Here is a 26,830-nt window from a genome sequence, read left to right as displayed (position 1 = left end):
GAAGCATATAACGAGTTTTAAAATACAGAAATATGAATGGGAAATGGTGGGTATCCTGGGTAAGGTAAGGGTGGTTTTATGATATAAAGCAAGAAAACTTTATTTTTTGTCAGGCAAAAACTGCCTGCCCTGACCTTATTTAATTTAAGCAATAGTATTTAAACACCGGGTTAATAATGAACGCAAATCCACACGCGAATACTCCGTACGGAGCAGGACAGCGCACGGCTGTATTAAATGCCGAGGTGAACAGCAGCGTAGAAAAGTTAATGTTCACGCTGGAAGCACGCGCCTGTGCCGCCGATCAACAACGTGATTACGCCGAAGCACAACGTGCACTGGAGCATTCCGGATTGCTGTCACTGCGCGTTCCAGCGCAGGCGGGAGGCGTGTTCATTTCTCAGTCTGAGGCCATCGATATTACCCGCCGTGTTGCCCAGGCCGATCCCGGTGTGGCGCAACTGTTACAGCCACATTATGGCTTTACCGATACTATCGAATTACTCCCGGTTGCAACACAGGCCATCCTGTATCGTGATGTATTGCGCGGCGTGCGTATTGCCAGTGCCGCCAGCGAACGCGGCGGTAAGCATTCGGCGGATTTTGCCACTACCCTCCTTCGTCAGGGTGACGGGTATGTGATACAGGGCACCAAATATTATGCGACCGGTTCCGTTGGTGCGGGCTGGATCACCGTGATAGGTCGTAATGAACTGGGGGGGCAGGCGCTGGCTTGGGTGCGGGCGGATGCGCAGGGCTTAAAGGTTATTGATGACTGGAATGGCATGGGGCAGCGAGGTAGCTCCAGCGGCACCGTCATGTTAGATAACGTCGTGGTCCCTGCGGACTATGTTGTCCCTGTGTGGGACATCGGGCATCGTGCGCTCGCCTGGCATGAAAGTGGCCGTCTGATTCATGCGGCTATCGATCTTGGCATCGCCGAAGGTGCCCTGGGCTGGGGCCTGCGTCAGGTTGCCAGTGACACCCGTATCCCCTTTGAATCACCTTACGCTACGCTTGCCAGCGATCCGGTGCTGCAATACCAGATTGGTACGCTGAGTGCGCAGATTCTGGCGGCTGGCGCATTGCTGGATAACACCGCGCAGCTGCTTGACCGGGTGCAAACTATGCATCCCGACGACTATCTGCTACTGCAATCGCAGCTTGCAGCGATCAAAGCGCTGGCGGCGGAAGTCAGCCTGCAAACCAGTAGTGACGTTTTTTCCTGGAGTGGCGCGCGTGCTGCTGATCGGAAATTGCGGGTGGATCGTTACTGGCGTAACGCCCGGACTCACACCCTTCATGATCCCGTCCGCCTGCGCTATCAGGAACTGGGCCAGCAACTGTTGCGAGTATTCACCGCCGAACAGGGGGCTGCTCAATGAAGCCGTTAATATGGAATGCCTTTGAAATGAATGGCATTGGTTACTACGCGCAGGGCAGCTGGAGCCATCCCGAAGCGCAGCGCCATCGTTATAAAGATCTCGACTGGTGGCTGGAACGCGCACGTTTCCTCGATGATGCCGGATTTACCGCGCTATTTTTTGCCGATGTTTTGGGGGTGTATGACGTGTATCGTCAGTCACCCATTCCGGCCATTGAAGGGGCAACCGATTTTCCGCTGAACGATCCCTTTATGGTGATTCCGGCGATGATGGCCGTCACAAAAAATCTGTCTTTTGCCGTAACGGCATCGACTACTTATGAACACCCGTTCACCTTTGCCCGGCGTTTCGCAACGCTCGATCACCTGTCGAAGGGCCGCATTGCCTGGAACGTGGTGACGTCCTATCTGCCGAATGCGGCACGCAATTACGGCTTACCGGATCAGTTACCCCATGAAGCACGCTATGCCCGCGCCGAAGAGTTTCTTACGGTGTTTTATAAGCTGCTGGAAGGCAGCTGGCAGGATGATGCGGTGCTGTATGACAAAGCGGGAAAACGCTATGCCGATGCGGCGAAAGTGCAACGCATTGATCATGTGGGTGAACATTTCAGCGTGCAGGGACCGGCGCTGACTGAACCCAGCATACAACGTACCCCGGTGATATTTCAGGCGGGGGCATCGAATCGGGGGTTAGCCTTTGCCGCACGTCATGCAGAAGTGGTCTTCGTTAATGGGATGAACCCCGCAGCGCTGCGCCTTAACGTCGACAAACTGCGTGCCGCAGCGGTTGCTGCTGGCCGTGCGGCGGATGCCATTAAGGTTGTTACCGATCTTTCCACCGTTATTGGCACAACCCAGGCGGAAGCGGAAGAAAAAGCGGATGCCATACGTCGTTCGCAATCAGCAGAAGCACAGTTCGCCGCCTTTGGCGGTGCCAGCGGATACGATCTCGCGCAATATCACGATGACGACACGTTGACCACCGAACCCCATAATTTTTCCCGATCGGAGTCAGCCCGCTTTACCAGCGAGAAATCGCGCCCGGACAGTGTCGGAGCCATTAAGAAACGGCTGGTCGATCTGAGTCCCTATGCCCGCACGCTGGTCGGCACGCCTGAATCCATCGTGGATGAGATTGAAAATATCGTCCGCATCACTGGCGTTGACGGTTTCAACCTGCATGAGTTTGTCAGCCCGCGAGACTTCACTGAATTTGCCGAACATGTCATGCCCTTGCTGGCAGAGCGTGGTCTGCTAACGCGCCCCACGGGCAGTCGTTCGTTGCGCCAGCGCTTATTCAACCATGGCGATCGCCTGCGTGAACCTCATCCGGCAGCAGCATACCGTTCACTACAACATAAAAATGATGATAGCCATCTTTAAGGGAACACCATGAAAGTCACAAAACACATCGCGCTGGCAGCCCCGCTGCTGGCATTGACTGGCAGTCTCGCCTGGGCGGCCGATCCGCTTCCGGCCATTGAACATATCCAGCCACCGGCACAGACCGTGACGCTGAATTATTACGGCGGGGCAATCCCGGAGGAGCGCGCCAACAGAATTATTGCCGCGTTTGAAAAGCGTTATCCAACCATCAAAATCGCCTATCACGCGGTGCCATTTAACAGCTACAACGAAACACTGGGCGCGCGCTTTGCTCAGGGCGATGTGGATATTTACGATCTGGACCAGCCGCAAAGCGCCAGTTATGCCGTACGTGGCTGGGAGGCCGATTTAACCCAGACGTTTGCCAGCAAGCGTGACCAGATCGATCCCCCGGCATTACAGGAGTCGACAATTAACGGCAAACTGCTGAACCTGCCCTATCAGATCGGTACCACCTTTCTGTATTACAACAAGAAGGTACTGAAGCAGATTGGTGTCGATTTCCCGTCCAGTAAAGCGGGTGAAGCGCCGACCTGGGAGTGGGTGGCAGAGACGGCACGTAAAGCCGTCAGCGCTAAAGCCTCGCATTATGGCATCACCTTTTCGACACCGGATATGTATTACTACGTGTATCCACTGGCGGAATCAGCCGGGGGCGGCAACGGCGTGACCGGTGATAAGCAGCTGACACCGGATATCAATAATGCTGGCTGGATAAAAGCGCTGACGTACTATGGCAACTTATATAAGGATGGTCTGGCACCACGCGGGGTGAAGGAAACCGCGCTGGCGTTTGCTAACGGTGACAGCGCCTTCTTCTATGGGGGGATCTGGAACTCTCCGACTATCACCAAAGATAAAAATCTGGACTTTGGCATTACCACGGCCCCGCGCTTTAAAGATGGCAAAGATGCCACTACCAGCGGTGGCTGGGCGCTGGGTATCAGCGCGCTGACGACACCAGAGAAGCAACGTGCCGCGGCTCTGTTCCTCAACTGGTATTTGTTCGGTGAGAATGGCGGTTTCGTCTCTGCCGATCCGCAAACTGAAAACGTGCCGACGACGGCGGCAACGCGCGCCGTGTTCTGGCGTAATCAGACCTACGCCGATCCGCGTCTCGCGGGGTTGCAGGACATCCTGACCTGGCAGGCGCAGCATTCCGCTTTTATCCGTCCTCAAACAGTGGGTGGGGCAGAGTTCACCCAGCTGACGGCAGGGGCGATTGGCGACATTATCAATGGGGCTGACCCAACTTCAACGCTGGATAAAACCAACGCACGCCTGAAATCTGCGTGGAGAAAATATCAGTGACGCGACGCCCGGCAACGCGAGCGGCGCGCCATGAAGCGCGTACTGCACTGCTGATGCTGACACCGGCACTGGTGCTACTGCTGGTGTTGCGCATCATCCCCGCAGGTATTGCGATTGGTGAGTCGTTTTACACCTCGGTACCGGGCAGCGTCATCCCGCCAAAATTTGTCGGCTGGGATAATTATCTTGATCTGTTTGCCGACCCCAGCTTCTGGGAGTCGGTGCAGCGCACCTTGTTGTTTGCGCTGTTGGTGAATCCGCTCACCATGCTGGTGGCGCTGTTCCTGGCCTGGCTGCTGACACGCAACGTGGCATTAACCGGCCTGTGGCGCACATTGGCGTTTCTGCCCACTGCGTTGCCATTGATGGGTACCACAGTGGTATTCGGGGTGCTGATGCGACCGGAAGGGGTGATTAATAGCCTGCTCACGCTGATGCGTTTACCCACCAGTGGCTGGTTTACCGAGGCTGACGGCGCGCTGAGTGCGATGATCATTCTGTCGACCTGGACAGCGGTCGGTTACTGGATGATTTTCCTCATTGCCGCCATCCGTGATGTCCCCCGTGATTACTACGAAGCGGCGATGCTGGATGGTGCAGGCGAAGTGCGTCAGTTTTTTCATGTGACGCTCCCGTTAATCCAGCGTCAGCTGTTGTTTGTGCTCACAGCCAGTACCGTGTGGAATTTTATCCTGTATGCCCCGGTCAGTGCGCTGACCAAAGGGGGGCCAGAGGGCTCCACCAACTTCCTGATGTACGACATCATCACCCGCTACTACACGCTCAGCTCGCCCGGTTCCGCACTGGCCGAGATGACGATTCTTTTTCTTCTGATGGGGTTAACGGTATGGCTGCAATTCAGGATGCTGGGTCGGCTGCGCAGCGTGTGAATGCGGTGCGTCGCGTTGCACTGCATCGTCGGCAACTGAAGCGCTGGAGTTTATCTGCGCTGGCGTTGCTGACTTCCTTGCTGTTTCTGATCCCGTTTGTCTGGCTGGTTGCGTCGGCATTTCGCCCGGTGGCACAGACGTTTCAGGCCAGCGTCGATCTCTGGACCTTCTTTCCTAAAACCTGGTCGCTGGAGAATTTCAGTGCCGCCTTCTCCCGAGGTTTTGCACAGAACATGTTTAATTCATTGTGGGTAACTGGCGCTTCAGCGTCAGGCGGCACCCTCCTGGCTTTGCTGGCGGCGTTTCCGCTGGCCGTAATGCGCTTTCCGGGCCGTGATGCCCTGTTCGTACTGGTGGTCTTCGCCTTCATGATCCCGTTCGAGGTGGTGGCGCTGCCGCTCACTTCCGTCTTCAGCCAGCTCGGTTTGGCTGACACCCTGACGGCGCTGATTGTGCCGGGTCTGGTGCACGGTCTTGCCATTTTCAACCTGCGCCAGTTTTTTCTCGCCATCCCGCGTGAACAGCTGGAAGCAGCCTGGCTGGATGGCGCTGGCTGGTGGCGCATCCTGTGGCAAATCTACCTGCCACTGATGCGTCCGGCCGTAATAGGTTCCGCCATGATCCTCGCGATGGCGCAATGGAACGCCTGGCTTTGGCCTTCATTGATCATCACCGACAACAGCAAACAAACCGGGGCGGTTGCGATTGGTTTGCAGGACAGCGCTTACACACAAAATTACGGTCTCGCCTTTGCCGAAGTCTTCATTCTCGCGTTGCTTCCCGCCCTGATGATTTTCTGGGGACAACGCAGCTTTACCCAGTCGCTCAGTGCGAGCGGCGGAAAATAAATTAAATAACCACCTGGAGAATCTGCATGAGTACGCCTTACCAACGCGTTGAGTTTCTTGATCCCCGACCCGATCCAAATGTGAACTGGTCTGCGCCAGAGGATCGATTCAAACACTTTGCCTATAACCGGGTCGGTAACAGCGGCCTGCTGGTGTCTCCGATTGGATTAGGCTTCTGGTATAACTTTGGCGACAACACCCCGTTTCAGCAGCAACGCGACATTATCCGGTTTGCGTTTGAGAAGGGGATAAACCATTTTGATCTGGCTAACCAGTATGGTCCGCCGCTGGGGGCTGCGGAAGAAAACTTTGGCCGCGTGCTGCGCAAGGATTTTCGTACCTATCGTCATGAAATCGTGGTCACGACGAAAGCGGGCTGGCCACAATGGCTGGGGCCGAATGGTCGTCTCGGCGGTAAGAAACACCTGCTGGGGAGCATTGACGAATCACTGGCACGCCTGGGACTCGATTACGTCGATATTTTCTATTCCCACCGATTTGACCCGGACACCCCATTGCGTGAAACCATCACTGCGCTGCATGAAATCGTGCAGCAGGGCAAGGCGCTTTATGTTGGTATCTCCTCTTATTCCGCGCAACGTACCCGCGAGGCATATGCCATTGCGCAGGAACTGGGGACTCCCCTGCTGGTGAGTCAGAATGCCTATTCGCTGCTGAATCGCTGGATTGAGGATGAGCTGCTTGATGATTTACAGCGTTTCGGCGGCGCGGAGTTCGCCTTTACCCCGCTGGCGCAGGGACTGCTGGCAGATCGTTATTTGCAGGGCTTTGACCAGGTCACGCGTGCGCATAAACGCGAAGTCTTGCCGCAGGCCGCGTTGTCTGAGGAGAACCTGGCGCGGTTACGTGGCCTGGCAGGGATTGCCGCAGAACGCGGCCAGACCTTATCACAGCTGGCGATTGCCTGGACGTTACGCGACTCGCGCGTAGCCTCAACGCTGGTGGGCGTGTCCAGTACCGAACAGCTGGCCGAAAACCTGCGTGCGCTGGATAACATTCACTTCAGTGATGATGAATTGCAGCGTATTGATCAGTTCGCGGTTCATGACGGTGGCGTCAATCCGTGGAAACTCTCTTCTGAGCTGTAACCATGAGCGATAAATATGATGTCGCGGTGATTGGCCTCGGCGCGCTCGGCGCTGCGTCGCTGTGGCGGCTGGCGGAGATGGGGGCAAGGGTCGTCGGTATCGACCAGTTTGTGCCACCGCATGCGCTGGGTGCCACGCACGGTAAAACCCGGTTGTTTCGCACCTTCTGTCTGGAGCATCCGGCATTGAGTGACTATGCCGGATTGTCGCGTCAGCTGTTTGCCTCGCTGGATCCTTCCCTGCTGCACCTGACAGGGGGGCTGATGATTGGTCTCCCTGATTCTCAGGCGGTGGCTGGGACGCTTCAGGCAGCACAGCGTGCGGGTACGTCGCTGGAGGTAATCAGTGGCGCGGAACTGGCCCGCCGTCAGCCGCAGCACCTTCATTTGCGCAAGGACGAAATCGCGGTGATCGATCCTTACGCCGGTGTCGCTCACCCTGAAGCCTTTGTGCAGGCGGCGCTGCAACGCGCAATCTCGCTGGGCGCGCGCGTCGTTAATGGTACGCGCGTAACGGAGGCGCGGGATTGCGGCAACGAAGTCCATGTTACTACTGCAACCGGCACGCTGATTGCCGACCAGGTTGTTATTGCAGGCGGTGCCTGGCTGAAGCGCTTTGCGCCTCGCCTGCCGCTCGACCCGATTCGTACGTTAATGACCTGGTTTGAAGCTGTGCCGCATTACGCGCTGGCAGACTTCCCGGTGTTCGTGCGTGAAATTGATGCGCAGCTGACGTTGTGGGGGCACGGTTATTTATCCGGTGGTGACGTGAAACTGGGGTTGGGAGATATCGGCGTACCGCGTCAGGCTCTCGATCCCGATAATATGGATCGTGGAGTCGGCACGGCGGAAAGCGCTGAGACTCTCCATGCGGTGCAGCAGTGGCTTGGTGGGATATCGCCACAACCCATCCGGGTGGATCCCTGCATGATTACCCGCACACCCGATGCACAATTTGTCGCAGGACGTTATGAGGGGCGCGTGCTGGTGGCGGGGGGCGACAGTGGTCATGCGTTCAAACACGCACCAGCCGTCGGTGAGGTGATTGCCCGGCTGGCAAGTGGACGCGTGCCTGAGCTTGACGTTGATTTTATCAATCCGCAGCGATTTTTCTGAGTATGGGACGAAATATGGGATGTTTGCGGTTAAAAGCCATCGGCAAAGAGTACGCTGACGTACCAGTGTTGAAAAATATCAATCTGACGATTGAGGAAGGGGAGTTTGTGGTGATTGTCGGGCCGTCGGGCAGCGGCAAATCCACCCTGTTACGCATGATCGCCGGGTTGGAGGATATCAGCAGTGGTGAAATGTATCTTAATGAGGTGCTGATTAACGATACACTGCCGCAGGAACGCAGTACCGGCATGGTGTTTCAGTCCTATGCGCTCTACCCGCATATGTCAGTGGCGGAAAACATGGCCTATGGTCTGAAGCTGGCCGGATTAAACAAAACCGACATTACCGCTCGCGTTCGTCACGCCGCAGACATGTTGCAGTTAACACCGTATCTGGATCGCAAGCCTGCCTCCCTTTCGGGGGGACAGCGCCAGCGTGTGGCGATAGGACGTGCCCTGACCAAAGAGCCCGCGTTATTTTTGTTTGATGAGCCGCTTTCCAATCTGGATGCGGCACTGCGCGTTGATATGCGGGTGCAGATTGCCCGCCTGCATCAGCGGTTACGCGCCACGATGATTTATGTCACGCATGACCAGGTGGAAGCGATGACGCTGGCCGATCGTATTGTGATGATGTCCGGTGGCAAAATTGCCCAGGTTGGTTCGCCACTGACGTTGTACCATCACCCCGCGACTCTGGAGGTGGCGCAGTTTATCGGTTCACCGCGCATGAATGTGTTTCCGGTTAGCGTGGTGGATACTGCTCCCGATGGCATTGTGGTCAGTCTACCGGAGACGAAACTGTTGTCTTTGCCGCTGGAAGGAAAGTCGTTGCCATCAGGCGAAAAACTGCAACTGGGCGTTCGCCCGGAGCATCTTTATCTTACCGATGCGGCCCAGGCGCATCTCACTTCCGAGGTGGTGCTGGTGGAAAAGCTTGGCTATGAAACCCTGCTGTATCATCAAATTCCCGGCATTGACGAACCTCTGACGCAGAGACTACCGGGTGACAGCGGGATCAATGTTGGTGACAGGGTGTCGTTGCGTATAAACGATCGCCAATGCCATCTCTTTGCGATGTCAGGAGAGGCTTACTCTTCGTGAATATGATGGCATGCCACCCGGTGCCCTGGCGACACTTCACGTAATACCGGCACGGCCTGGTGGCATTGCGCTTCTGCACGCGGACAACGTGACGAGAAGCGGCATCCCGAGGGCGGGCGCGACGGATCAGGGATTTCACCCTGTACCACGGCGATCGGTTCACTTGACGGGTCCAGCGTCGGCACGGCAGCCAGTAGCGCCTGGGTGTAGGGATGCCGTGGCTGACTGAAAAGGGTATCGCGGCTGGCGGTCTCCACGATCTGCCCCAGGTACATCACCGCCACATCATCACAAAGGTGCTCCACCACGCCGAGATCGTGAGATATAAACAGGAAGGTGACGCCGTAATCATCACGCAGGTCGGAAAAAAGGTTGATGATCTGTGCCTGAATAGAAACGTCGAGCGCGGAAATTGGCTCGTCAGCGATAATGAAGTCCGGGTTGAGAATCAGTGCACGGGCAATGCCAATACGCTGGCGCTGTCCACCGGAAAATTCATGTGGAAAACGCGCGTAATGTTGCGGAGACAGCCCGCAAATCTTCATCACCTCAATCACTTTGTCATACAGCTGCGCTTTGGAGCAGAGTTTGTGCTCCAGTAGCGCCTCGCCAATGGCATCACCGATGCGCATGCGCGGATTGAGCGAGCTGTAGGGGTCCTGAAACACCAGCTGCATTTTGGGACGTAATGCGTGCATATCTCGCGCTGACAGGGTCTGTAACTCTTGCCCACGATACCGGATGCTACCGTCTGTTTTCTCATACAACCCCAGCAATGTGCGGCCAACCGTGGTTTTGCCACTGCCGGATTCGCCGACCAGGCCAAAGATGGTGCCCTGGCGAATGCGAAAACTGACATCATCCACGGCTCGCAGCTGTCCGGTTTCCTGACCAAACAAGCCTTCACGCAACGGGAAGTACTTTTTCAGCCCTTCCACTTCAATGACATATTCGCTACTCATGCGCAGGATTCCAGTGTTTCACGGTGAAAGCAGGCGGCCTGATGTGTCTGGCCGACCAATGGTGGGATGCCTGTGCGGCAAACTTCGCTGGCGCGCTCGCAGCGATCGAAAAAGGCACACCCGGCGGGTAACGTCGCAAGATCCGGCACCTGACCGGGGATGGAGTAAAGCCGCCGCCGCCGTTCACCTGGAACCGGACGGGAAGCGATAAGTCCTTTGGTATAGGGATGCTGCGGGTGACGAAGTACCTCAGTGGTCGGTCCCTGTTCAACGATCCGCCCGGCATACATCACCACCACATATTCCGCCATTTGGGCGATGACCCCCAAATCATGGGTGATCAGCATCAGCGCCATCCGGTTCGATTGTGCCTGATCGCGCAGCAGCCGCAGAATCTGTGCCTGCACGGTCACGTCCAGCGCCGTGGTCGGCTCGTCGGCAATCAGCAGTTGCGGCTGACAGCTGAGTGCCATCGCGATCATGATGCGCTGAAGCATGCCACCGGAAAGCTGGTGCGGGTAGCAACTCATCAGACTTTCAGCACGCGCCAGTCCGACATGGGTAATCAGCGTTATCGCCTGCTGCCAGGCGGCCTTAGGGGATGCACCACGATGGCGGATCAGGGGTTCGCAAAGCTGTTCACCAATCGTTAGTACCGGGTTCAGGGCGCTCATCGGCTCCTGAAAAATCATCGCCAGCTGGTTGCCACGCAGGTCGGCCATTTTCGCAGATTTAAGTTGCAGCAGATCTTCGCCCTGGAAACGAATCGCACCACCGTCAATGCGTGCCGCCTGTGGCGGTAACAATCCCATCAGGGACATGGCGGTAACGCTCTTGCCACAGCCCGATTCACCGACGATGCCGATGGTCTGACCGGCATAAATGCTGAAGGAGACATCCTGCACGGCACGCACACGACCCTGGTCGGCGGCGAAGGAGACGGATAAGCGTTCAAATGTGATCAGCGGTGCGCTCATTTCAGGTTCCGTTTCATGCGGGGATCGAGCGCATCACGCAGGCCATCGCCGAGTACGTTAATGGCGACCACGGTGATAAAAATCGCGAGGCCAGGTGGCATCCACAACCAGGGACGGCGTTGAAAGTCGATCAGGCTGTTGGCGGCATCCATCATATTGCCCCACGACGGTGTGGGTGGCACAACGCCGAGGCCCAGATAGCTCAGTGCGGACTCACTGAGGATGGCGTTAGCCACTGCCATCGTCGCCATCACCACCAGAATCGGAATGGTATTGGGCAGCAGATGACCAAACAGGCGGCGGCGTGACGAAAGACCAAGCACCTTTGTTGCCAGCATAAAGTCGCGCTCGTGGAGTGAGAGGATTTGTCCGCGCACCAGCCGGGCCAGTTTTGGCCACTCCAGCAGGCTGAGCATGATGACCACCATATAGATGCGTGAATCCGCAGAGAAATCGAGTTCCGACAGCATGGCCCCTGCGACAATCAGCAGAGGCAGGCTGGGGATAGTCATCACCAGATCGGCCAGACGCATGATCAGTTTGTCAGTCAGGCCACCCATATAACCCGATACTGCGCCGAGCAGGTAACCCAGCGCCACGGATAACAACATCGTCAGCAAACCTATAATCAGCGAAATGCGTCCGGCAAGGAGCAGGCGGGTATAGACGTCACGACCAAGAAAATCGGTGCCCAGCCAGTGCTGTGTGCCCGGTGGTTTATTGATCATCAGCGCGTCGGTGGCATCATCCTTCCATGGCGACCAGATTGGCCCCAGCACACACCAGATGGCCATCACCATCAGTAATAACAGGCACAGCATCGCCAGCGGATTGCGGCGTAATGTTTGCCAGGCCTGTCGCCACGGTGAAGGGGTGGTCTGCGCCAGCGCGGGGAGGATGGCTTTACGCAGGCGGCGATTAGTGGAAAAAAATGAACTGATCATCACGACCTCACGCGAATGCGCGGGTCCGCCCACGCATAGAGCACATCAGCAATCAGATTGCCGAGAATGGTTAATACAGCGAGGAACAGCGTAAACCCCATCAACACGGGATAGTCACGGGCGGCCAGTGAATCGATATGGATATGGCCTGCGCCCGGCCAGTTAAAGACTTTTTCAGTGATGATGGCGCCGGAGAACAGTCCCGGCAGTTCAAACCCGAGCAGGGTAATGATGGGCAGCAAGGCATTGCGCAAGGCATGCTTGAGGATCACCGTACGTTCGCGCAATCCTTTGGCGCGCGCAGTGCGAATAAAATCCATTTTGATCACATCAAGCATACTGGCGCGGAAATAACGCGTCAGGCTGCCCGCCTGTAACATCACCAGTGCCATCACAGGTAACACCAGATGGGCAGCAACCTGAAGGATTAACGCAAAGCCGGTATCATCGCTGCCAGTATTGGTCATACCGCCGACAGGCAACCAGTGCAGATCGACCGCGAACCATTTGATCAGCAGCAGACAGAGGAAGAAAGTTGGAAATGACATGGCGGCAAACACCATCACACTGACCAGATGATCAAACCACGAGTTAGGTTTGATAGCCGATGCGATACCTGCGGCCAGGCCAATCCCCCAGTAAAATACCAGCGCGATGCTGGCCAGCAGGAATGAATTCCAGATGTACTGATTGAGCAACTGACTGACGGGGATCTGATATTGCAGTGAGAAACCCAAATCACCCTGTAATAGCTGGCCGAGCCAGTGCAGATAGCGGGTGAACAGGGGTTGATCGAGACCGTAAATGGCTTTCAGTTCTGCTGCACGGGCGGCGGTGAGTGTGACGTTGCCATCAATAAAGTCACCGGGGGTTTTCGCAAACAGCATAAAGATAATGAAGGAGGCAAACAGCAGCATCGGCAGGGTCTGCAACAGTCGCCTCAGGATAAAATTTCTCATAGCTTTCTCATATCAGCCGCCGGGATTTTCCGACGGCTGTGCTGTTAGCGGCGTTACTTAACGATTTTGACGTCCGGCAAGCTGCCGGTGAGGCCGTTATAGATATCCGGTTTGAAACCGGTGACGCGGGCGCTGCTGGCTGAGAGGATCTGGCGATAACCCAGCAGAATGACCGGTGGATCGTCTGCCAGGACTTTGTACAGCTGATGGTAAATCGGCTTGCGTTGCTCCACATCCAGTACCGCGTTGCCTTCATTTATCAGCTTATCGACCTGCGGATTGTTATAGCCTGATTCTTTTGCCTCGGTGCTGTAGTAATCCCACACGCCATCATGCGGATCGTTTAAGGTGCTGGTGCTGAAGGATGCCAGGTCGTAATTGCCAGCTTTACGCTGTGCCATCAGGGCATTGAAATCCACCACCTGCGGTTTGAGCAGCACGCCGATTTGCTGCCAGTTCTCTTTAGCGATAGGGATAAGCGCATCATTCAGCACTTTCTTACTCACCAGTAAGGTCAGTTCAAGGCGTTTGCCATCCTTCACCCGAATACCATCGGCACCCGGCTTCCAGCCTGCCTCATCGAGCAATTTTTTTGCCTGGGAAGGATCGTATTTATACGGATTCACGCCGTCCGGGTTATACGCCCAGGAAATGGGTGCGATAGGTTCGATGGCCACTTTGCCATAACCCTGATACACCACATCGATGAGCTTCTGACGATCCAGCCCGTAAATCAGTGCCTGACGTACTTTCACATCCTGCAACGCCGGGCGGCGAACGTTAAACTCGACCTTGCTGTAATCGCTGGAGCCGTAGAGATTGATATTGGCGAAGCCAAGCAGTTTCAGCTGTTCAATATCATCCGGGCGCGAGGTGAAGGCGTCATAATCGGTCTCACCTGTCTGGAAGAGCTGGAAGTTGGTCGACGGATTGGTTACACGATAAATAAACCGTGGTGTGGGAGGTGTACCACGATAGAAGTGGGTGTTGGCATGAAAGCGAATTTCCTGGCCGGGAATATATTTCTCGTAAACATAGGGACCATTACCCAGTGGTTTACCGTGCAGAGTACGCAGATAGTCAAGATTGCCGCGCTGATAGCCTTTACCGTAATACGCTTTAGAAAGTACCGGGCCACCAATTTTAGCCAGGGTAGTGGCGCCGGGTTGCGTGGTGGTGACTTGTAATGTAAGCGGGTCGATAACTTTCAGACCGCTGACGTTGTCCGCCTTGCCTGCTTTATATGCAGCGCCGCCAGCAATATTGGCCAGCGTGATATCGGTGTCACCATCATATTTCGGGTCGTAAAGGACGGTGAGGGTAAAAGCGACGTCTTCAGCAGTCAACGGAGAGCCGTCGCTAAACGTCAGGTTTGGCCGTAGCTTAATAGTATAGACTTTATTGTCCGGGCTTACTGTCCAGCTTTCAGCCAGACCCGGAACCAGATTCCCGTGGCTGTCCCAGTCAATCAGGCGCGAAAAGATGACGTTAGTGACATTTTCATCCCAGCCATTCACAAAAAAGTAGGGGTTAAAAATACCCTGTGGTTCAGAGATCCCTGCCACCACCGTGTCTTTGCGCAGCTTCGCCGCTGCCGGAATCTGGCTGGCGTCCGTTGCCGGGGTAATACCTTCTTTGAGGGGTTCATCCGCGAAAGTCATGGAGGTGAAGGCTGCCATGCCGCTAAAGAGGGCGATTTTAAGACTGAGCTGAATGCTTTGTTTATTTATTAACCTGACCAAAAGAGATCCCTCATCAATATAATTGCAATGTTCATTTACAAAAACTGAAAATTAATCTTCCCCTAATCAGGTGTCTAACAACCAAACGCTATAATAAATAACCAAAAATCCTTAGTATATTTGTGGCTAAACATGGGTGAATTTGTTGTTTAGTAACATTGTGACTTACATCAAAGAGTGGATATTCTGTAGCGCGAACAAGGCGAGAAATAATGCCAGCTGAATTCAGGTGAGCATTAAATAAGCAATGGAATAAAAGAGCGTCAGATCTTTTCCCCAGCTCTCTCTGGGGAATGAATGGTGCAAATTATGCTGCTGATAAACTTCAGCCGTTATTCCAGGTAAATTCATACCGTTCTGGTCGAATGAAAAATACTGAATGTTCAGCACAACGCTGATCTTCAAACCAGGAGGTTCTTTCCATGCAGAACAAAGGGGCACCTTTTGCGACATGAAGTATTTCAGCGAGGGTTTTATCGGCGTAATGCAGGCGGATACGGATGTCGGCACGCGTGATAGCCAGCCCGGCACTTTTTTCCAGCAAGGCCCATGTCGGCTGCTGTTCAATTTCCTCCCAACTCAGTTGCTGATTAAACACCGAGAAATGGCTGTGACCCACCGCAATCGGCTCATTGTCCACCAGATGTAATCGCGCAATAAAGGTCAGCGTATCCTGTACCTCAAACAAAGGTTGCAGCGTGGCTGGCGTTGGATAGCGTTCTTTATTTAGCAAACGCATCGTGGCATCCAGGCCCTGCTGTTTAAGCGATTCATGGAAACTGCGCATCACATTAATCCCATGTGCCACTTTTTTCCCGGAGACATAAGTCCCTTTCCCTTGCTTACGCTCCACGACACCCTGTTCCGTCAGGTGTTTTAAGGCCAGCCGCACCGTCACGCGGCTCACCGCAAAACGCTGTTCCAGCGCTGATTCTGACGGGAGTTTGCCGCTGGGCTGATAGCAACCCGCCGTAATCTCCTGCTGTAAGGTATCGGCTATCTGTCGGTAAAGTGACGTCAGGTTTTCACGAACCAATGCCATTGCATCCTCCGCCTGCTGGTATTCCATTTGGATCTAATTTAGCCAGAAGCGATCTTAGATCAACTTGTATTAATACGTATTATAACCACATCCCAATACATTCTCTCACAGAGTCGTTTTGATGAATACACAGGTTGCCATGTTGTCCATTGATTCCCTCACCTTTGGTTATCCTGGCGGAGCCGCGGTTTTCAGGGACTTTAGTTTTCATGCGGACGAAGGCGAGTTCGTCGTATTACTGGGGCCATCAGGTTGTGGAAAAAGTACCCTCCTGAATCTGCTGGCGGGCTTTACTCAACCTGACCTGGGCAGCGTACAGGTCGGTGGCAAAAGTCTTGCACCTGAGGACGATGTACTGGGATACGTCTTCCAGCAACCACATTTATTCGGCTGGCTAAGCGCGGTAGAGAATGTCCGTTTTGGCCTGCGCATGCGCAATCAGATCAGCAAAGCGGCGCAGCTCGCGCTGGCACACCAATACCTCGCTCGCGTAGGTCTGGCACATGCTGCCAATCTGTTACCTCATCAGATGTCCGGGGGGATGCAACAGCGCGTGTCGCTGGCTCGCGCGCTGGCAATGGAACCGAAAGTGCTGTTGATGGATGAGCCGTTTGCGGCACTGGACGCCATCACCCGCAGCGATATGAACGAAGAAACCTTGCGTCTGTGGACCGCGCTGGGACAGACCACGGTGTTCATTACCCACGATATTGAAGAGGCAGTGTTCCTGGCCGATCGCGTCATTGTGCTCAACCTTGCACCGGGTGGCATTCACAGTGAACTCAGCATCGATTTACCCCGTCCGCGCAGCAATCTTGAGACACGCCAGTTGCCGGAATTTATTGCTTTACGCACAGAATTACTCAAGCGCATCAGTTACGTGATGCAGCAATCCCCGCAAAAATCACAACATTAAAATGGACACCATTATGGGTAAATCACGCTTTGCCGTGCTGGTCGCGGCCATCCTTTTTTCTGCATCCACACTGGCGGCGGATAATCCACCGCTGCGCATTGGCTGGGTCTATGCACTGGCTAACGCACCGGCAATTGTTGCCGAGAAGGAAGGTTTTTATCAGCAGGAAGGTCTCAATGTCGAGCTGAAATCTTTTGGCGATGGCCCGGTTATCACTCAGGCATTAGCCGCGCATGAGCTGGATGCGGCCTATATTGGTGCGCCACCGGTGTTTCAATGGTACTCCCGTGGTTTGCAGGGGCAGATTATCGCCAAAGTGAACAGCGGCCAGGCGGCACTGCTGGTGGATAAAAATAGCGCGATTGCCAGCCTTGCCGATCTCAAAGGCAAACGTATCGCGGGTGTGAAAAAAGGCAGTGGCATGGATGTGCTATTGCGCGGGCTGGTGCTGTCACAGCAGGCGAAACTGACGGCGGATAAAGATGTTGAGGTGCTCAGTATGCCAGCGGGCAATATGGCAGCGGCGTTGCAGCAGAATGTGGTGGATGCGGCATTCACCTGGGAGCCTTTTATCAGTGAAGCCGTGCTGCGTGGTGAGGCCCGAATTCTGCTGGATGTGAACCAGGTGCAACCGGATTATCCCTGGTACGTCATTATGGCGTTACCTGAGACACTGAAAAATCGTCCCGATGACGTCCTGAAGCTGTTACGTGCGCACCAGAAAGCCGTCACCTTCATCAACCAGCATCCTGATGAGGCGAATAAGATCATTGCCGCTGCCTTCAAACTTCAGGCTATCAAAACCGCTGACGGGAAGACCATAGCGCCTGAAGCGGTGGTGCAGGAGGCGCGTAAACGCATTCACTGGTCGGTTTCCCTGACAGGTCAGGATAGCGCCTTTATTCAGCGACTGATGAAGGATTCGCTCAGCCTGGGTTATATGCAGCAGGCACCCAGACTGAATGATGTGGTGAATCCTGACTGGCTTCACAAAGCAGGTCTGTAGTCGTGATGAGAATAAAACCAAACTGGGGCTGGGCCTCGTTACCGGTGCTGCTGCTGTTGTGGATCGCGGTGGCCAGTCGCTATCCCTCTTACGTGTTGCCTCAGCCCTGGGATGTCTGGCATGAGGCGCAGCTTTGGTTCAGTGATGGCTCCATCTGGGTACAGCTGGGGGCAAGTCTGCTGGAAGAATTTGTCGGCTTCAGCATTGCTGTCGTCCTGGCGCTGCTGCTCGGTGTCAGCGCCGGTTTATCCGACCGGTTTCGCGACTTTATTACGCCGCTGAATAGCCTGTTCATGGCGATCCCGCCCATCGCCTGGGCACCGCTGATGTTGCTGATTTTTGGTCTGGGTTTTACCTCCATTGTGGTGGTGATCATTATTGCCGCCCTGTTTCCCATGTGTATCACCATTCAGGAGGGGATCCGGGGTATTCGGGGAGGGGAGGTACGTGCTGCACGCACGCTGGGTGCGAGTCGTCGTCAGCTGTTGCTGCATGTCTATCTGCCCAGTTCATTGCCTTTTATCACCGCAGCGCTGCGTATTGGTTTCAGCCAGGCCTGGCGTGCGTTGGTCGCCGCCGAGATGCTGGGTGCATCACAGGGTATTGGCTGGATGGTTGCCATGGGGGGCCAGACAGGTAACAGCAGCCAGGTTTTGCTCGGTATCTGCCTGATCGGTTTGATTGCCTGGTTAATGGAAAATCTGGTCTTCCGCCGTATTGAACAGCGCTATCAGCGCTGGCGTGCCCATTAAATTATTGAGAGGTGAAATGTGAGCCAGTTTGATATTCGCGATGCCGGACTTTATGTGGCACCGCAGGGGTTGTATGAGCTGAATAAAGCGCGGCCATTTCTTGGCAGCGTACAATGTTCGCACCGGACGGTGACCGCCGGGGCCTGGGAAGAGATTGTCCTGACATACACCGTTGGCGCCAGTGGTCTGGCAGATGGAGCATGGCTAAAACTTGCGTTTAAATTCTATTCAGACTGGGCGCTCTTTCAGACCAGTGAACCCACCGCTGCGGATTTCGTTAGTGCTGAATATCAGGCCGGGCCGCTGGTGCCGGGACAAAGCCCGGCCACGGTGCAGCACCTCAAGGTGCGTTTCGATCAAAAAGGACACGAACGTCCGTTTCAGAAAGCCATTCTGATCGATATTGTCGACGGTTATCTTAATCCCGGCGATCAAATCATCATTCGTCTCGGCGATCGCCGTTACGGCGGCGGTGGCACCCGTGTGCAAAGTTTTGTGGAAAAAGATTTTGCCTTCCGCATGTTCGTCGACCCACTGGGAAGCTCCAAATTTGCTGAAGTGCCGGGAGATATTTTGCTGGATATCGAGCCGGGTGCGCCGGTGAGTCTGGCGGTAATCGCACCAAGGCTGATAACGCCTGAAACCGCATTTTCGGCCATTGTTCGACTGGATGATGCCTGGGGTAATACCTGTATCAATTTACCGCTGACGGGCTGGCTGACGTTAACCCATCAGGATGGTGATGTGCTGAAACAACGTTTCACCCTTGCACAACAAGGTTGGGCAATTACCCGTCTCCAGGAGCTGCTGCTTCGCAACGGTGAATGGCACCTGACGGCCACTGTCGATGCACTGCCCCTGTTACAGGGGCAAATATGGATCAATGCTGAGAAAACCCATACCGGGCTTCGCCCCTTATATGCTGATCTGCATGTGCATTCGGATGACACTGTAGGCACTAACGATACTTTGTATAACCTGAGCTATGGCCGTGATGTCGCGGGTCTCGATGTCCTGGGTTATACCGCAAATGATTTCAACATCACGGAAGCGCGCTGGAAAAATGCCGTGAAACTGATCAATGAACTAAATCAGCCTGAGCAATTTGTCTGCTATTCCGGCACGGAATGGTGCGGCAATACCTGCGCCGGTGGCGACCATAATGTTGTTTTTCTTGAAGATGACGATCCACAGTTTCCGTTTGATCGCGAAGGGCGGCTGGTTCGTTCCTTCGAATGGAATGAGTTTACCGCTGGCACAATCAAACCGGGGACATGGCCGCTTGATGAACTTTATGCCGCGTATGCCAGAGAACCGCATAAACATCTGCTGATACCGCATGTCGGTGGACGGCGTTGCAACCTTGACTGGCATCATCCCGAACTGGAGCGTCTGATTGAGGTCGGTTCGGCATGGGGGCAGTTTCACTGGGTTTATGCCGAAGCCCTGGAGCGCGGCTATCGTCTGGGGGCGACGGCGAACAGTGATGAACATCAGGGACGTTGTGGCGGAGGGGTGCCGGCCACGGCGGTATTTGGTTCACGGGGCGGGCTGACCGGTGTCCTGGCCGAACATTTTGATCGAAAGGGGGTGGCGACGGCGCTCAGGGCGCGTCATACCTTCGCCACCACCGGCGAGCGCAGTTATGGTGAGCTGCGTTATGGGGAGGCGGTGATGGGGGATGTTGCGCCGTTCCACGCAGAAAAGGTGCTGAACTACCGTCTGCTGGGTGACACAGGCTGGGAAGTCATTACGCTTTACGACGGCGAGAAAAAAGTCTGGGAACGCGATCTCCACGCTGAGCTGGGGCGTTCAATCCGTCAGTTTCGGGTGCGGTTGAGCGGTGCACGCATTAAAGATCGCTATCGTGGCGCATACTGGCATGGTCATATTGAGGTTTCCGGTACCCCCATCAATCATTTTGAACTGACGGGGGCTGATCACCCGGAGCAGACAGTCTGGCGTCACAGTCATACACAAATAGGGCTGCGCACCGATACCAATGGTGACAGCGATACCCTTACGGTGGTAACGGGTGGGCTGGAAAATGCCGCTTTAAAACTTCAGCTCAATATCGCTGGCTACGTAAAGGTCGGGGACATCCGTACTCCCCATCCACATGCCTGGGCGCCGGAATTCAGCGTCGAACTCACGGGTGCTGAACTGCTGCAGGTAGCGAAGAAAACCTATTCATTACCCGGTACTGAATTGCAGGTTGAGATTGAAGCGATCACCGAACAACCGTTGCCGCGCGATGTCACAGGGGAGATTGCTTTAGGCGATTTGCCGCTGGCAGAGAAAAAAGAACATGCCCTGTTCATTTCGGCACGACAAAAAGATCAGTCAAGGATTTGGACATCCGCACTGTTTTTGACTCGTTAAGGTGGAACGCCAGCGTTGCGGAACCTCATCGCTGGCTTTCGATATCGATATGTTCAATTCCTCAACTCTGGCGGATGCTATTGAACAACGTTATCAGGCTGGCCTGCTACCGGAACTGCGACGACGCAGGTTGCTGGATACGGATTATCAGGGCAGCGATTTTCGTAGCAGCCTCGACCTGGCACCGCTTGGGTAACGGCAATGCTAAAAAACATAAAAAATCGGCTTAACTCCAAAGAGCCTACTTTAGTGGCAGCATAGAATCCCGGTCAATTTAGCCTCAATTGACAAGGAAAACCTCCCGTGCACACCACAATGAAGTTGCAGAACGACACCGCCCCATCCTCATTCGTAGATCCCATCGCTCCGGCAGATAGCGTCCGGAAACACAGCCCAGGCACCCATGAGGACATAGCCTGTGTTCACGTTTTATCAGTGGGATGCAATGTAATGCAACACATGCCTGAACCTGATGAAAAAGCTCTCCGGTTACTGAATGATTACCAGAAATCTTCTCCCGCTCTCAGGGAGTACCTCTCGGAGGAGGGATTCATAACAGATAATGGCGAGCTGGACGCCCCCCATGCCTGCAAAAACTGGAAGGCACTGTGGGAGAGTTTTCCCGCCGAAAAATTTCAGGACATTTCTGGAGGAGCAGGATCCACGAAAGAGGCCGAAGACCTTCTCAACTCCACAGAAGTGTTCCTGCAGGATTTGAAGGAAAACCTGGCCAGAACGGATGAACGCACAGGAACGCAGCCAGCCATAGCGGAAGCGGAAGAGGAAGCGGCTGTTGATGTTCAGACTCTCCGTGTGCTGCTGGATGAGGAGACCCGTGAAAGCGTCGTTGCCACTGCGAATGAATTTATCCGGGAGGGGGGACGAAACCGAGAGCACCTTGATGATTTGGGATCGGAACTGAAAGCCGCAGTGGAAAGTCTGGATGACGCACAGAAAACAAAGCTGGCCAACCAGGAAGATCGCAGTTTGCTGGCGGCGGCCGTTAAGGTGATGAAGGACAGTATGGAAGCTGTTAACAAGCCTGAAACCGCAGAACGTCTGTCAGCGGAAGAAAAACAGGTACGCCTTGACGCCTGCGAGGCGCTGATAGACCTGTCTGCGGCATTGGAAGGTGCGGTTGACATACTGAAGAGCGTCAGGGCAGCAGCCACGGGGAGTGATGTTCTTGGACTGCCGGAGAAACTGAGCAACGCCCGGCATAAAATAAAAGATGCGCTTAAGATCGTGAAGAAGAGAAGAAATGAATCTATTGAAAGTACTTATCCGGATAAATCCGGCAGGGTAAAAGCTGCACTTCTGAAAGTATCCATCCCCGGCAGCAAAAAAGATCCGGTGACCGATGTCCTGAACAACCTGAAAGCACATGAGCAAAATCTTGAAAAAGGAGTTCACCGGGAGAGGATTTATATCAGGGAGGCCACGCAAACGCTGTCACAGGCTGTCGATACCCTACCGAAAGGGAAGGTCAGGGATGCTGTCAGCCAGTTGCAGACATTTTGCGCATTCCTGGCGCCCCACCTGAAGGCACTGGCATCAGGGAAAACTCCAACCATAGCCGGCGCGCAGGAGCTCAAAGAGGCCGCTACTGCGGCGGTTGCTATGTACAGAACGCTTATGAGTGCCGGCAACACTACTGATGGGCCGAAAACGCAGCGTGACGTGTTTAATGAGGCGGTGGATAAACTCATACATGCACATAAAAGTATCAAGTCGCAGGAGCTTAAACAGCCGCTCAGAGATACCGGACTGGCATTCAGCCTGGTACGCGAGAATAGCCGGAGCGGGCAGTCTGTTGATATCAAGACAGATACACTGACGCAGCTGAAAGAGATGTCGGTGGCGCTTCGTGGTGCGGGTGCTAAAGCGGTACATAAGGTGGTGGGGGTTACTGAAAAGATGGGTTCGCCCGGAGCAGAGAGGAAAAAACTGACGGACCTGCTTGAGGTAAAAAGTGACCCGCTGCTTACGTCACTGTACTGGTTTGCGCTCAAGAGCAAGGCACTGGCAGGGAATGCCAACGCTGCCGATAAAGTGGCTGATATGCGGGTGCATAAAAAAGGCGCTGATTCCCTGAGCAATGTGAGTGACATGCGCACTAAAAGTGTTGAAGCCATTTCATTAGCCCGGACTGAGATGAAAGAAGCCTTTTCGTTCGTTGAACACCGCTGGCAGGAAACCAAAAATACACTGCACACGCTGCAGAAGACCAGTGAGAATGAATTCACCCTGGCGAAAGCTCAACTGAACGCTATGGAAAAAGATGACCCCCGCAAACTCCCTGCGCGACCTGAAGACATAAGTCAGCAGCGAAAAAAAGTGAATATTCTCAGGGAATTCCTTACAGATATTCAAAAGTGTCGGGACGGATTTAAAGAGGCCGTGAATGAAGCCCGTAAGGCGGCAGGAAGCGCAGAGACCCTGGTGTTTTCGCAGAACCGGTTAACAAAAACCGAAGTGGGGTTGCCTGCCTCAGAGGCTCTGCTACAGGCTGAGGGGGCGATGCGGACAGCGGTAGCAGAACTTCGGGAGGTCACCCAGCGGGATCCTGAGGTTTACGGCCCAGAGCAGAGATTGGCGATATATCTTGCACTGGTGCTGGCTGAGCAGGTGGATGAAATAAAGGGGTTAAGTCCGGCGGAAAAGCACGCTTTGGTAGAGGCGCAGGCGGAGAAGCTTGCCGGAGAGATTGACTCACCCGGATTTGACAGGAAAGCATTTGTTGCACTGATTACAGAATATTACCGGCAAAAATGTGACGGCACGTTAAAACTTCCCCGCGCGTACAGGGAAGTTCTGGCAGAGCCGGGTCTGAAGTGGGCAAATCTGATGAAAGAGAAAGGCGCAGCCAGGCTGGGGAGTTCGCTCATCCGTCTGACATTGCGCAAACTGATTTCACAGAGTGTCAACATCCTTGTGCCGGGAGGTGTCATGGGCAATGTATGGGGAGCTATCCGTGGAATTGTGTCAGCAGGTTTAGTCCTTCAGGCAGGGTATGAACGTGTTGATTCTCTGGAAAAAACGCGCATGCCTCGCCGTGGCCTGCCTTCCCACACCATTTCCGACGCCAAACTGGACACCGTGAAATTTGCCGGGGCATTGACCGCCGATGCGGCAATGCCGTCGCTCCTCAGGGATACCAAAAACGGACTGGCGATGGTGAGGGACATCCGAAATAACGGCTTCGCTCATACGATGGTGCAGGCAGGTAATCATTTCGTGGCAAATAACCTCATCAGTGCCGGATTCACGCTGGCCGCTGCCGCGGGAAGGGAAGGTGTCGGGGCGGCTGCAGAATTTATCACTAATACCATGGAGAGTGCGTCACTGCGCAATCAGGTGTTCCCTTACCAGGGGCAGGGAGACCGCGTGGAACAGGCCGTCGGAGAGATGGCTGATATTGCCAGACGTGGGCGGGCAGGTCCTGGGAGCATGCGGAAAGACGAAGTTGCGATGATTGACCGCGCCCTGGACGATGCACTGAAAGATCTTGCACAGGAAAAAGCCAGGTTAAACGGTACCCTGACAAAAGCAGAGAGTGATTTTATAAAAGCAAGAGGATTGACGCAGAAGGACCTGATAGCGGCATGTGATGCCCAGTCTGAGAGGTTGCGCTCTTACCAGACTGGTGGTGAGAACGCCAACCAGCTGGTTATTCTCGGGAAGAGTAAGCCCGGGCAGTCTGAGTTTGATGCCTGCGTCAGGGAGGGCGACAGCCGTATTTTTATCCGGGAAGGCGCTGCTGATAAAGACTTGCTGCGCCACGAGGTGACCCATCTGTGGGGGAAAGGAGAGAGGGAGACCCGCAACATTACGGCGACGCTGATGGGATTGCGGACGGGTGACCACAGCATGGCAGGGAAGTTTAACATTAACCTTGATGCGAACGATGAAAATAATACTGATGGGCTACACTTTGCATTTGGAGGCGATTCTCTGTTCAGTTCCGGAAAAACGGCAAATATATCCTCACGACCTGACACCGTTAATGATCACCTGGGTGAGATATCTCGAGAAACGCGCCTCACCAGAAATTTTCAAAATAATCTTCTTGAACAATCTCTGGATAGGAATGTCCAGATTGACGTAAAAAAACCGTTATCAGAATTCACTAACGATGTACTGAAGGAAGCATATTCCTCAAATGGCATGTCAAATCCAGACAGTCGAATTAAAAACGACAGAATAAAAGTGGATGTTGATAATTCCTGGGACCTTTTTGGTTTGTTTAAGTCACAATTTTTAAAGAAAAAAATTGAGGAAGGGTTTACTCCCGCTGAAGTTGCTAATGGGACAGCACGGAAGTTTATTGAGGAAAACAATACTCTATTAAGAAAAATTGCTGGCACAGGATATAAAATTACATGGCCAGCGGACTACCCTGATAGTTTGAAACATCAATTAAATGATGGTTTTTTAGTAAGTTATATGGAGGATCGATACGAGGCAGCCCTGGATAGTCATACGAATGAAATTCGGGATAATTTAAAACAAAATGCAAAGGCGAGCATTGAGCTTTATAATATTACCCACCAAAACAGCAGCCCTGTGGGAATGGTTACTGAGGCCGATCTCAATGATGTAACACAGGTGGTTTTTTGTGGCAAAGTTGTACCAAATCTTTTCTTCCACAAGGGCTATATATTTAGCACCACTCCAGGGTTTGAACCAGTGAGTTACTCTAAACTACAAAGAGAGGAAAATATATCTCAAGAATTAAGAGCGGCTATTAACGAAGGTCTTTCGAAAAGAGATAATATTTCCCTGAGAAATGTGGGTAATTATAGAACAATACAAAATGAGGCTCCTCCGTTTGATAAGGAATTCGCAATTAAACCTGGTGTGAGGGGGAAAATAGACTATATTCTTACGCCAACCCTTATTCGTAACAAGAAAAGCGATTTTGATTTCGCCACCTGGAGTAGCCTGGAATCCAATGTTACATATGGAGCGAATGCATTACAATTGTTTCTTTCTGCATATCCTGTGTGGGGGCCTGCAATGAAAATAACTCCAGCCGTTAATTATGGCATTAGTTTATTAAATAGCGTACCTTCATTACTTAAGGCCTCAATTGAAGATGACCCTCAAAAACAAGGTGGGCATATTCGGGATGCATTAATTAGTTGGGTGGTGAATATGGGTGCCGGATCACTTGCAAAAGCAAACATGGATAAGTTGAGTGAGCATGCAACCAATGCGGCCCAGGAATTTATAAGAAATCCACAAAACAAAACTGAGATACTAGCATCATTCTTTAAACAAACAGCTTCAGTTTTAACAAATAGTGGAAGGAAAGGGTGGAATAGTGCCGCGGAATTTTGGAACTCATTAACTCCGGGTGGAAAAATGTTTTTTGGCAGATTAACAGGAAATAGTGCGAAAATTGTTTATGATAAACTGGATAAGCTTTTCACAAACGCTGAGCCAACAGTTATATCGCCAACAGTTGATTCAGTTGAAGACAAAATAGCAAAATTACCCAAGCGTGGGATCGGATCTTACGGTGAGATGAAAGACAGATTAAATCTCACTTTCCCCCAATATATGGTTAAGTGGGGTGGGGGACTACATTACGGTAACCCGGTACCACCAGACATTGCAGATTATATTCGGACCCACTAAATTGGAGGTCTGGACCATCGGGACATTAAACGTATCACGAGACACATGATCCTATCGCCCGGCTGGAGATCTGGCTGGGTTACGGGCAGGAACTGGCCGAGGGGCTGTGCATGCCTGCAATCATTTGTAACGGCGCGATTTATTGCGCCGTTTTCCGGTACTCCGTGGCATTCCAAAATTCGCGCGATAACGATAAATCGTGTCGATTCAGAGAAGGAGCTTATTGTCCGGGATTTTGTAGTTAAAAGTCAGGCACCGTCATATCAGTGGCGTATAGGGACGGCGTGAGGGGAGGCCTTAATCAGACCGGGTTAACAGATGTTGCTGGCTTCGCTTGAGAATTCAATTTGCTGCCG

20 protein-coding genes are annotated in these 26,830 nt (G+C 53.6%); 14 read left to right on the top strand and 6 right to left on the bottom strand.

Features of this window, described 5'->3' with window-relative positions; translation table 11 throughout:
- Positions 1 to 176: 176 nt before the first annotated feature.
- Genes CUN67_RS26825 through CUN67_RS26790 form a run of 8 tightly spaced genes read left to right on the top strand, consistent with a single transcriptional unit; the run spans position 177 to position 9,149 of the window.
- Positions 177 to 1,385 (top strand): acyl-CoA dehydrogenase family protein, encoded by a 1,209-nt coding sequence (locus tag CUN67_RS26825; RefSeq protein ID WP_208718503.1) that lies wholly within the window; start codon positions 177 to 179, stop codon positions 1,383 to 1,385.
- Complete coding sequence (locus CUN67_RS26820; protein ID WP_208718502.1) at positions 1,382 to 2,770, top strand: NtaA/DmoA family FMN-dependent monooxygenase; 1,389 nt, start codon at positions 1,382 to 1,384, stop codon at positions 2,768 to 2,770. The genes CUN67_RS26825 and CUN67_RS26820 overlap by 4 nt, the downstream gene beginning before the upstream one ends.
- Before the next feature lie 9 nt (positions 2,771 to 2,779).
- Positions 2,780 to 4,084: an extracellular solute-binding protein gene (locus CUN67_RS26815; protein ID WP_208718501.1), complete on the top strand. Its 1,305-nt coding sequence runs from the start codon at positions 2,780 to 2,782 to the stop codon at positions 4,082 to 4,084.
- Positions 4,066 to 4,974 (top strand): carbohydrate ABC transporter permease, encoded by a 909-nt coding sequence (locus CUN67_RS26810; protein WP_208718500.1) that lies wholly within the window; start codon positions 4,066 to 4,068, stop codon positions 4,972 to 4,974. Before CUN67_RS26815 ends, CUN67_RS26810 begins: the two co-directional genes overlap by 19 nt.
- Positions 4,932 to 5,822, top strand: a complete 891-nt coding sequence (locus CUN67_RS26805; RefSeq protein ID WP_208718499.1) for a carbohydrate ABC transporter permease — start codon at positions 4,932 to 4,934, stop codon at positions 5,820 to 5,822. The genes CUN67_RS26810 and CUN67_RS26805 overlap by 43 nt, the downstream gene beginning before the upstream one ends.
- A 26-nt stretch (positions 5,823 to 5,848) precedes the next feature.
- Positions 5,849 to 6,931, top strand: coding sequence for an aldo/keto reductase (locus CUN67_RS26800; protein ID WP_208718498.1), 1,083 nt, complete (start codon positions 5,849 to 5,851; stop codon positions 6,929 to 6,931).
- Positions 6,932 to 6,933: 2 nt separating this feature from the next.
- Positions 6,934 to 8,046 (top strand): N-methyl-L-tryptophan oxidase, encoded by a 1,113-nt coding sequence (gene solA, locus CUN67_RS26795; protein ID WP_208718497.1) that lies wholly within the window; start codon positions 6,934 to 6,936, stop codon positions 8,044 to 8,046.
- A gap of 14 nt (positions 8,047 to 8,060) precedes the next feature.
- Positions 8,061 to 9,149 (top strand): ABC transporter ATP-binding protein, encoded by a 1,089-nt coding sequence (locus CUN67_RS26790; RefSeq protein WP_208718496.1) that lies wholly within the window; start codon positions 8,061 to 8,063, stop codon positions 9,147 to 9,149.
- On the opposite strand, the gene CUN67_RS26785 is transcribed toward CUN67_RS26790, so the two are convergent.
- From CUN67_RS26785 to CUN67_RS26760, 6 genes are all read right to left on the bottom strand, one after another.
- Positions 9,137 to 10,111 carry an ABC transporter ATP-binding protein gene (locus CUN67_RS26785; RefSeq protein ID WP_208718495.1) on the bottom strand — a complete coding sequence of 325 codons (975 nt, stop codon included), beginning with the start codon at positions 10,109 to 10,111 and terminating at the stop codon, positions 9,137 to 9,139. The two genes, CUN67_RS26790 and CUN67_RS26785, sit on opposite strands and share 13 nt — an antisense overlap.
- Positions 10,108 to 11,088 carry an ABC transporter ATP-binding protein gene (locus CUN67_RS26780; protein ID WP_208718494.1) on the bottom strand — a complete coding sequence of 327 codons (981 nt, stop codon included), beginning with the start codon at positions 11,086 to 11,088 and terminating at the stop codon, positions 10,108 to 10,110. The genes CUN67_RS26785 and CUN67_RS26780 overlap by 4 nt, the downstream gene beginning before the upstream one ends.
- Complete coding sequence (gene opp4C, locus CUN67_RS26775) at positions 11,085 to 12,032, bottom strand: oligopeptide ABC transporter permease (protein ID WP_208718493.1); 948 nt, start codon at positions 12,030 to 12,032, stop codon at positions 11,085 to 11,087. Before opp4C ends, CUN67_RS26780 begins: the two co-directional genes overlap by 4 nt.
- Positions 12,032 to 12,991, bottom strand: coding sequence for an ABC transporter permease (locus tag CUN67_RS26770; RefSeq protein WP_208718492.1), 960 nt, complete (start codon positions 12,989 to 12,991; stop codon positions 12,032 to 12,034). Before CUN67_RS26770 ends, opp4C begins: the two co-directional genes overlap by 1 nt.
- 53 nt (positions 12,992 to 13,044) lie before the next feature.
- Complete coding sequence (locus tag CUN67_RS26765; protein WP_254711508.1) at positions 13,045 to 14,670, bottom strand: ABC transporter substrate-binding protein; 1,626 nt, start codon at positions 14,668 to 14,670, stop codon at positions 13,045 to 13,047.
- 388 nt (positions 14,671 to 15,058) lie between these two features.
- Complete coding sequence (locus tag CUN67_RS26760; RefSeq protein WP_208718490.1) at positions 15,059 to 15,775, bottom strand: GntR family transcriptional regulator; 717 nt, start codon at positions 15,773 to 15,775, stop codon at positions 15,059 to 15,061.
- 121 nt (positions 15,776 to 15,896) lie between these two features.
- Here CUN67_RS26760 and CUN67_RS26755 point away from each other — a divergent pair, with 121 nt between their 5' ends.
- The 6 genes from CUN67_RS26755 to CUN67_RS26730 all read left to right on the top strand — a co-directional run bounded on the left by CUN67_RS26755 (position 15,897) and on the right by CUN67_RS26730 (position 26,474).
- Positions 15,897 to 16,691, top strand: a complete 795-nt coding sequence (locus CUN67_RS26755) for an ABC transporter ATP-binding protein (RefSeq protein WP_208718489.1) — start codon at positions 15,897 to 15,899, stop codon at positions 16,689 to 16,691.
- 13 nt (positions 16,692 to 16,704) lie between these two features.
- Positions 16,705 to 17,697, top strand: coding sequence for an ABC transporter substrate-binding protein (locus CUN67_RS26750; protein WP_208718488.1), 993 nt, complete (start codon positions 16,705 to 16,707; stop codon positions 17,695 to 17,697).
- Between the two features lie 5 nt (positions 17,698 to 17,702).
- The gene (locus tag CUN67_RS26745; RefSeq protein ID WP_208718487.1) at positions 17,703 to 18,449 is read left to right on the top strand and encodes an ABC transporter permease; all 747 of its coding nucleotides are present in this window, start codon (positions 17,703 to 17,705) and stop codon (positions 18,447 to 18,449) included.
- An 18-nt stretch (positions 18,450 to 18,467) separates the two neighbouring features.
- Positions 18,468 to 20,831: a hypothetical protein gene (locus CUN67_RS26740; RefSeq protein ID WP_208718486.1), complete on the top strand. Its 2,364-nt coding sequence runs from the start codon at positions 18,468 to 18,470 to the stop codon at positions 20,829 to 20,831.
- A gap of 1 nt (position 20,832) precedes the next feature.
- Positions 20,833 to 21,027, top strand: coding sequence for a hypothetical protein (locus tag CUN67_RS26735; protein ID WP_208717866.1), 195 nt, complete (start codon positions 20,833 to 20,835; stop codon positions 21,025 to 21,027).
- Positions 21,028 to 21,281: 254 nt separating this feature from the next.
- Positions 21,282 to 26,474: a hypothetical protein gene (locus CUN67_RS26730; RefSeq protein WP_217621318.1), complete on the top strand. Its 5,193-nt coding sequence runs from the start codon at positions 21,282 to 21,284 to the stop codon at positions 26,472 to 26,474.
- Positions 26,475 to 26,830 lie beyond the last annotated feature (356 nt).

Source organism: Pantoea cypripedii, assembly GCF_011395035.1.
In the GTDB taxonomy this organism is placed as follows: domain Bacteria; phylum Pseudomonadota; class Gammaproteobacteria; order Enterobacterales; family Enterobacteriaceae; genus Pantoea; species Pantoea cypripedii_A.
Note: the sequence above shows the minus strand (reverse complement) of the source record. Positions and strands in the feature narration are given on the sequence as shown.

What these genes read in the sequence shown, in the direction of transcription:
- CUN67_RS26825 (WP_208718503.1), top strand. Translation starts at nt 177, where the DNA reads ATGAACGCAAATCCACACGCGAATACTCCGTACGGAGCAGGACAGCGC.
- CUN67_RS26820 (WP_208718502.1), top strand. Translation starts at nt 1,382, where the DNA reads ATGAAGCCGTTAATATGGAATGCCTTTGAAATGAATGGCATTGGTTAC.
- CUN67_RS26815 (WP_208718501.1), top strand. Translation starts at nt 2,780, where the DNA reads ATGAAAGTCACAAAACACATCGCGCTGGCAGCCCCGCTGCTGGCATTG.
- CUN67_RS26805 (WP_208718499.1), top strand. Translation starts at nt 4,932, where the DNA reads ATGGCTGCAATTCAGGATGCTGGGTCGGCTGCGCAGCGTGTGAATGCG.
- CUN67_RS26800 (WP_208718498.1), top strand. Translation starts at nt 5,849, where the DNA reads ATGAGTACGCCTTACCAACGCGTTGAGTTTCTTGATCCCCGACCCGAT.
- solA (WP_208718497.1), top strand. Translation starts at nt 6,934, where the DNA reads ATGAGCGATAAATATGATGTCGCGGTGATTGGCCTCGGCGCGCTCGGC.
- CUN67_RS26790 (WP_208718496.1), top strand. Translation starts at nt 8,061, where the DNA reads ATGGGATGTTTGCGGTTAAAAGCCATCGGCAAAGAGTACGCTGACGTA.
- CUN67_RS26785 (WP_208718495.1), bottom strand. Translation starts at nt 10,111, where the DNA reads ATGAGTAGCGAATATGTCATTGAAGTGGAAGGGCTGAAAAAGTACTTC.
- CUN67_RS26780 (WP_208718494.1), bottom strand. Translation starts at nt 11,088, where the DNA reads ATGAGCGCACCGCTGATCACATTTGAACGCTTATCCGTCTCCTTCGCC.
- opp4C (WP_208718493.1), bottom strand. Translation starts at nt 12,032, where the DNA reads ATGATCAGTTCATTTTTTTCCACTAATCGCCGCCTGCGTAAAGCCATC.
- CUN67_RS26770 (WP_208718492.1), bottom strand. Translation starts at nt 12,991, where the DNA reads ATGAGAAATTTTATCCTGAGGCGACTGTTGCAGACCCTGCCGATGCTG.
- CUN67_RS26765 (WP_254711508.1), bottom strand. Translation starts at nt 14,670, where the DNA reads ATGGCAGCCTTCACCTCCATGACTTTCGCGGATGAACCCCTCAAAGAA.
- CUN67_RS26760 (WP_208718490.1), bottom strand. Translation starts at nt 15,775, where the DNA reads ATGGCATTGGTTCGTGAAAACCTGACGTCACTTTACCGACAGATAGCC.
- CUN67_RS26755 (WP_208718489.1), top strand. Translation starts at nt 15,897, where the DNA reads ATGAATACACAGGTTGCCATGTTGTCCATTGATTCCCTCACCTTTGGT.
- CUN67_RS26750 (WP_208718488.1), top strand. Translation starts at nt 16,705, where the DNA reads ATGGGTAAATCACGCTTTGCCGTGCTGGTCGCGGCCATCCTTTTTTCT.
- CUN67_RS26745 (WP_208718487.1), top strand. Translation starts at nt 17,703, where the DNA reads ATGAGAATAAAACCAAACTGGGGCTGGGCCTCGTTACCGGTGCTGCTG.
- CUN67_RS26730 (WP_217621318.1), top strand. Translation starts at nt 21,282, where the DNA reads ATGCAACACATGCCTGAACCTGATGAAAAAGCTCTCCGGTTACTGAAT.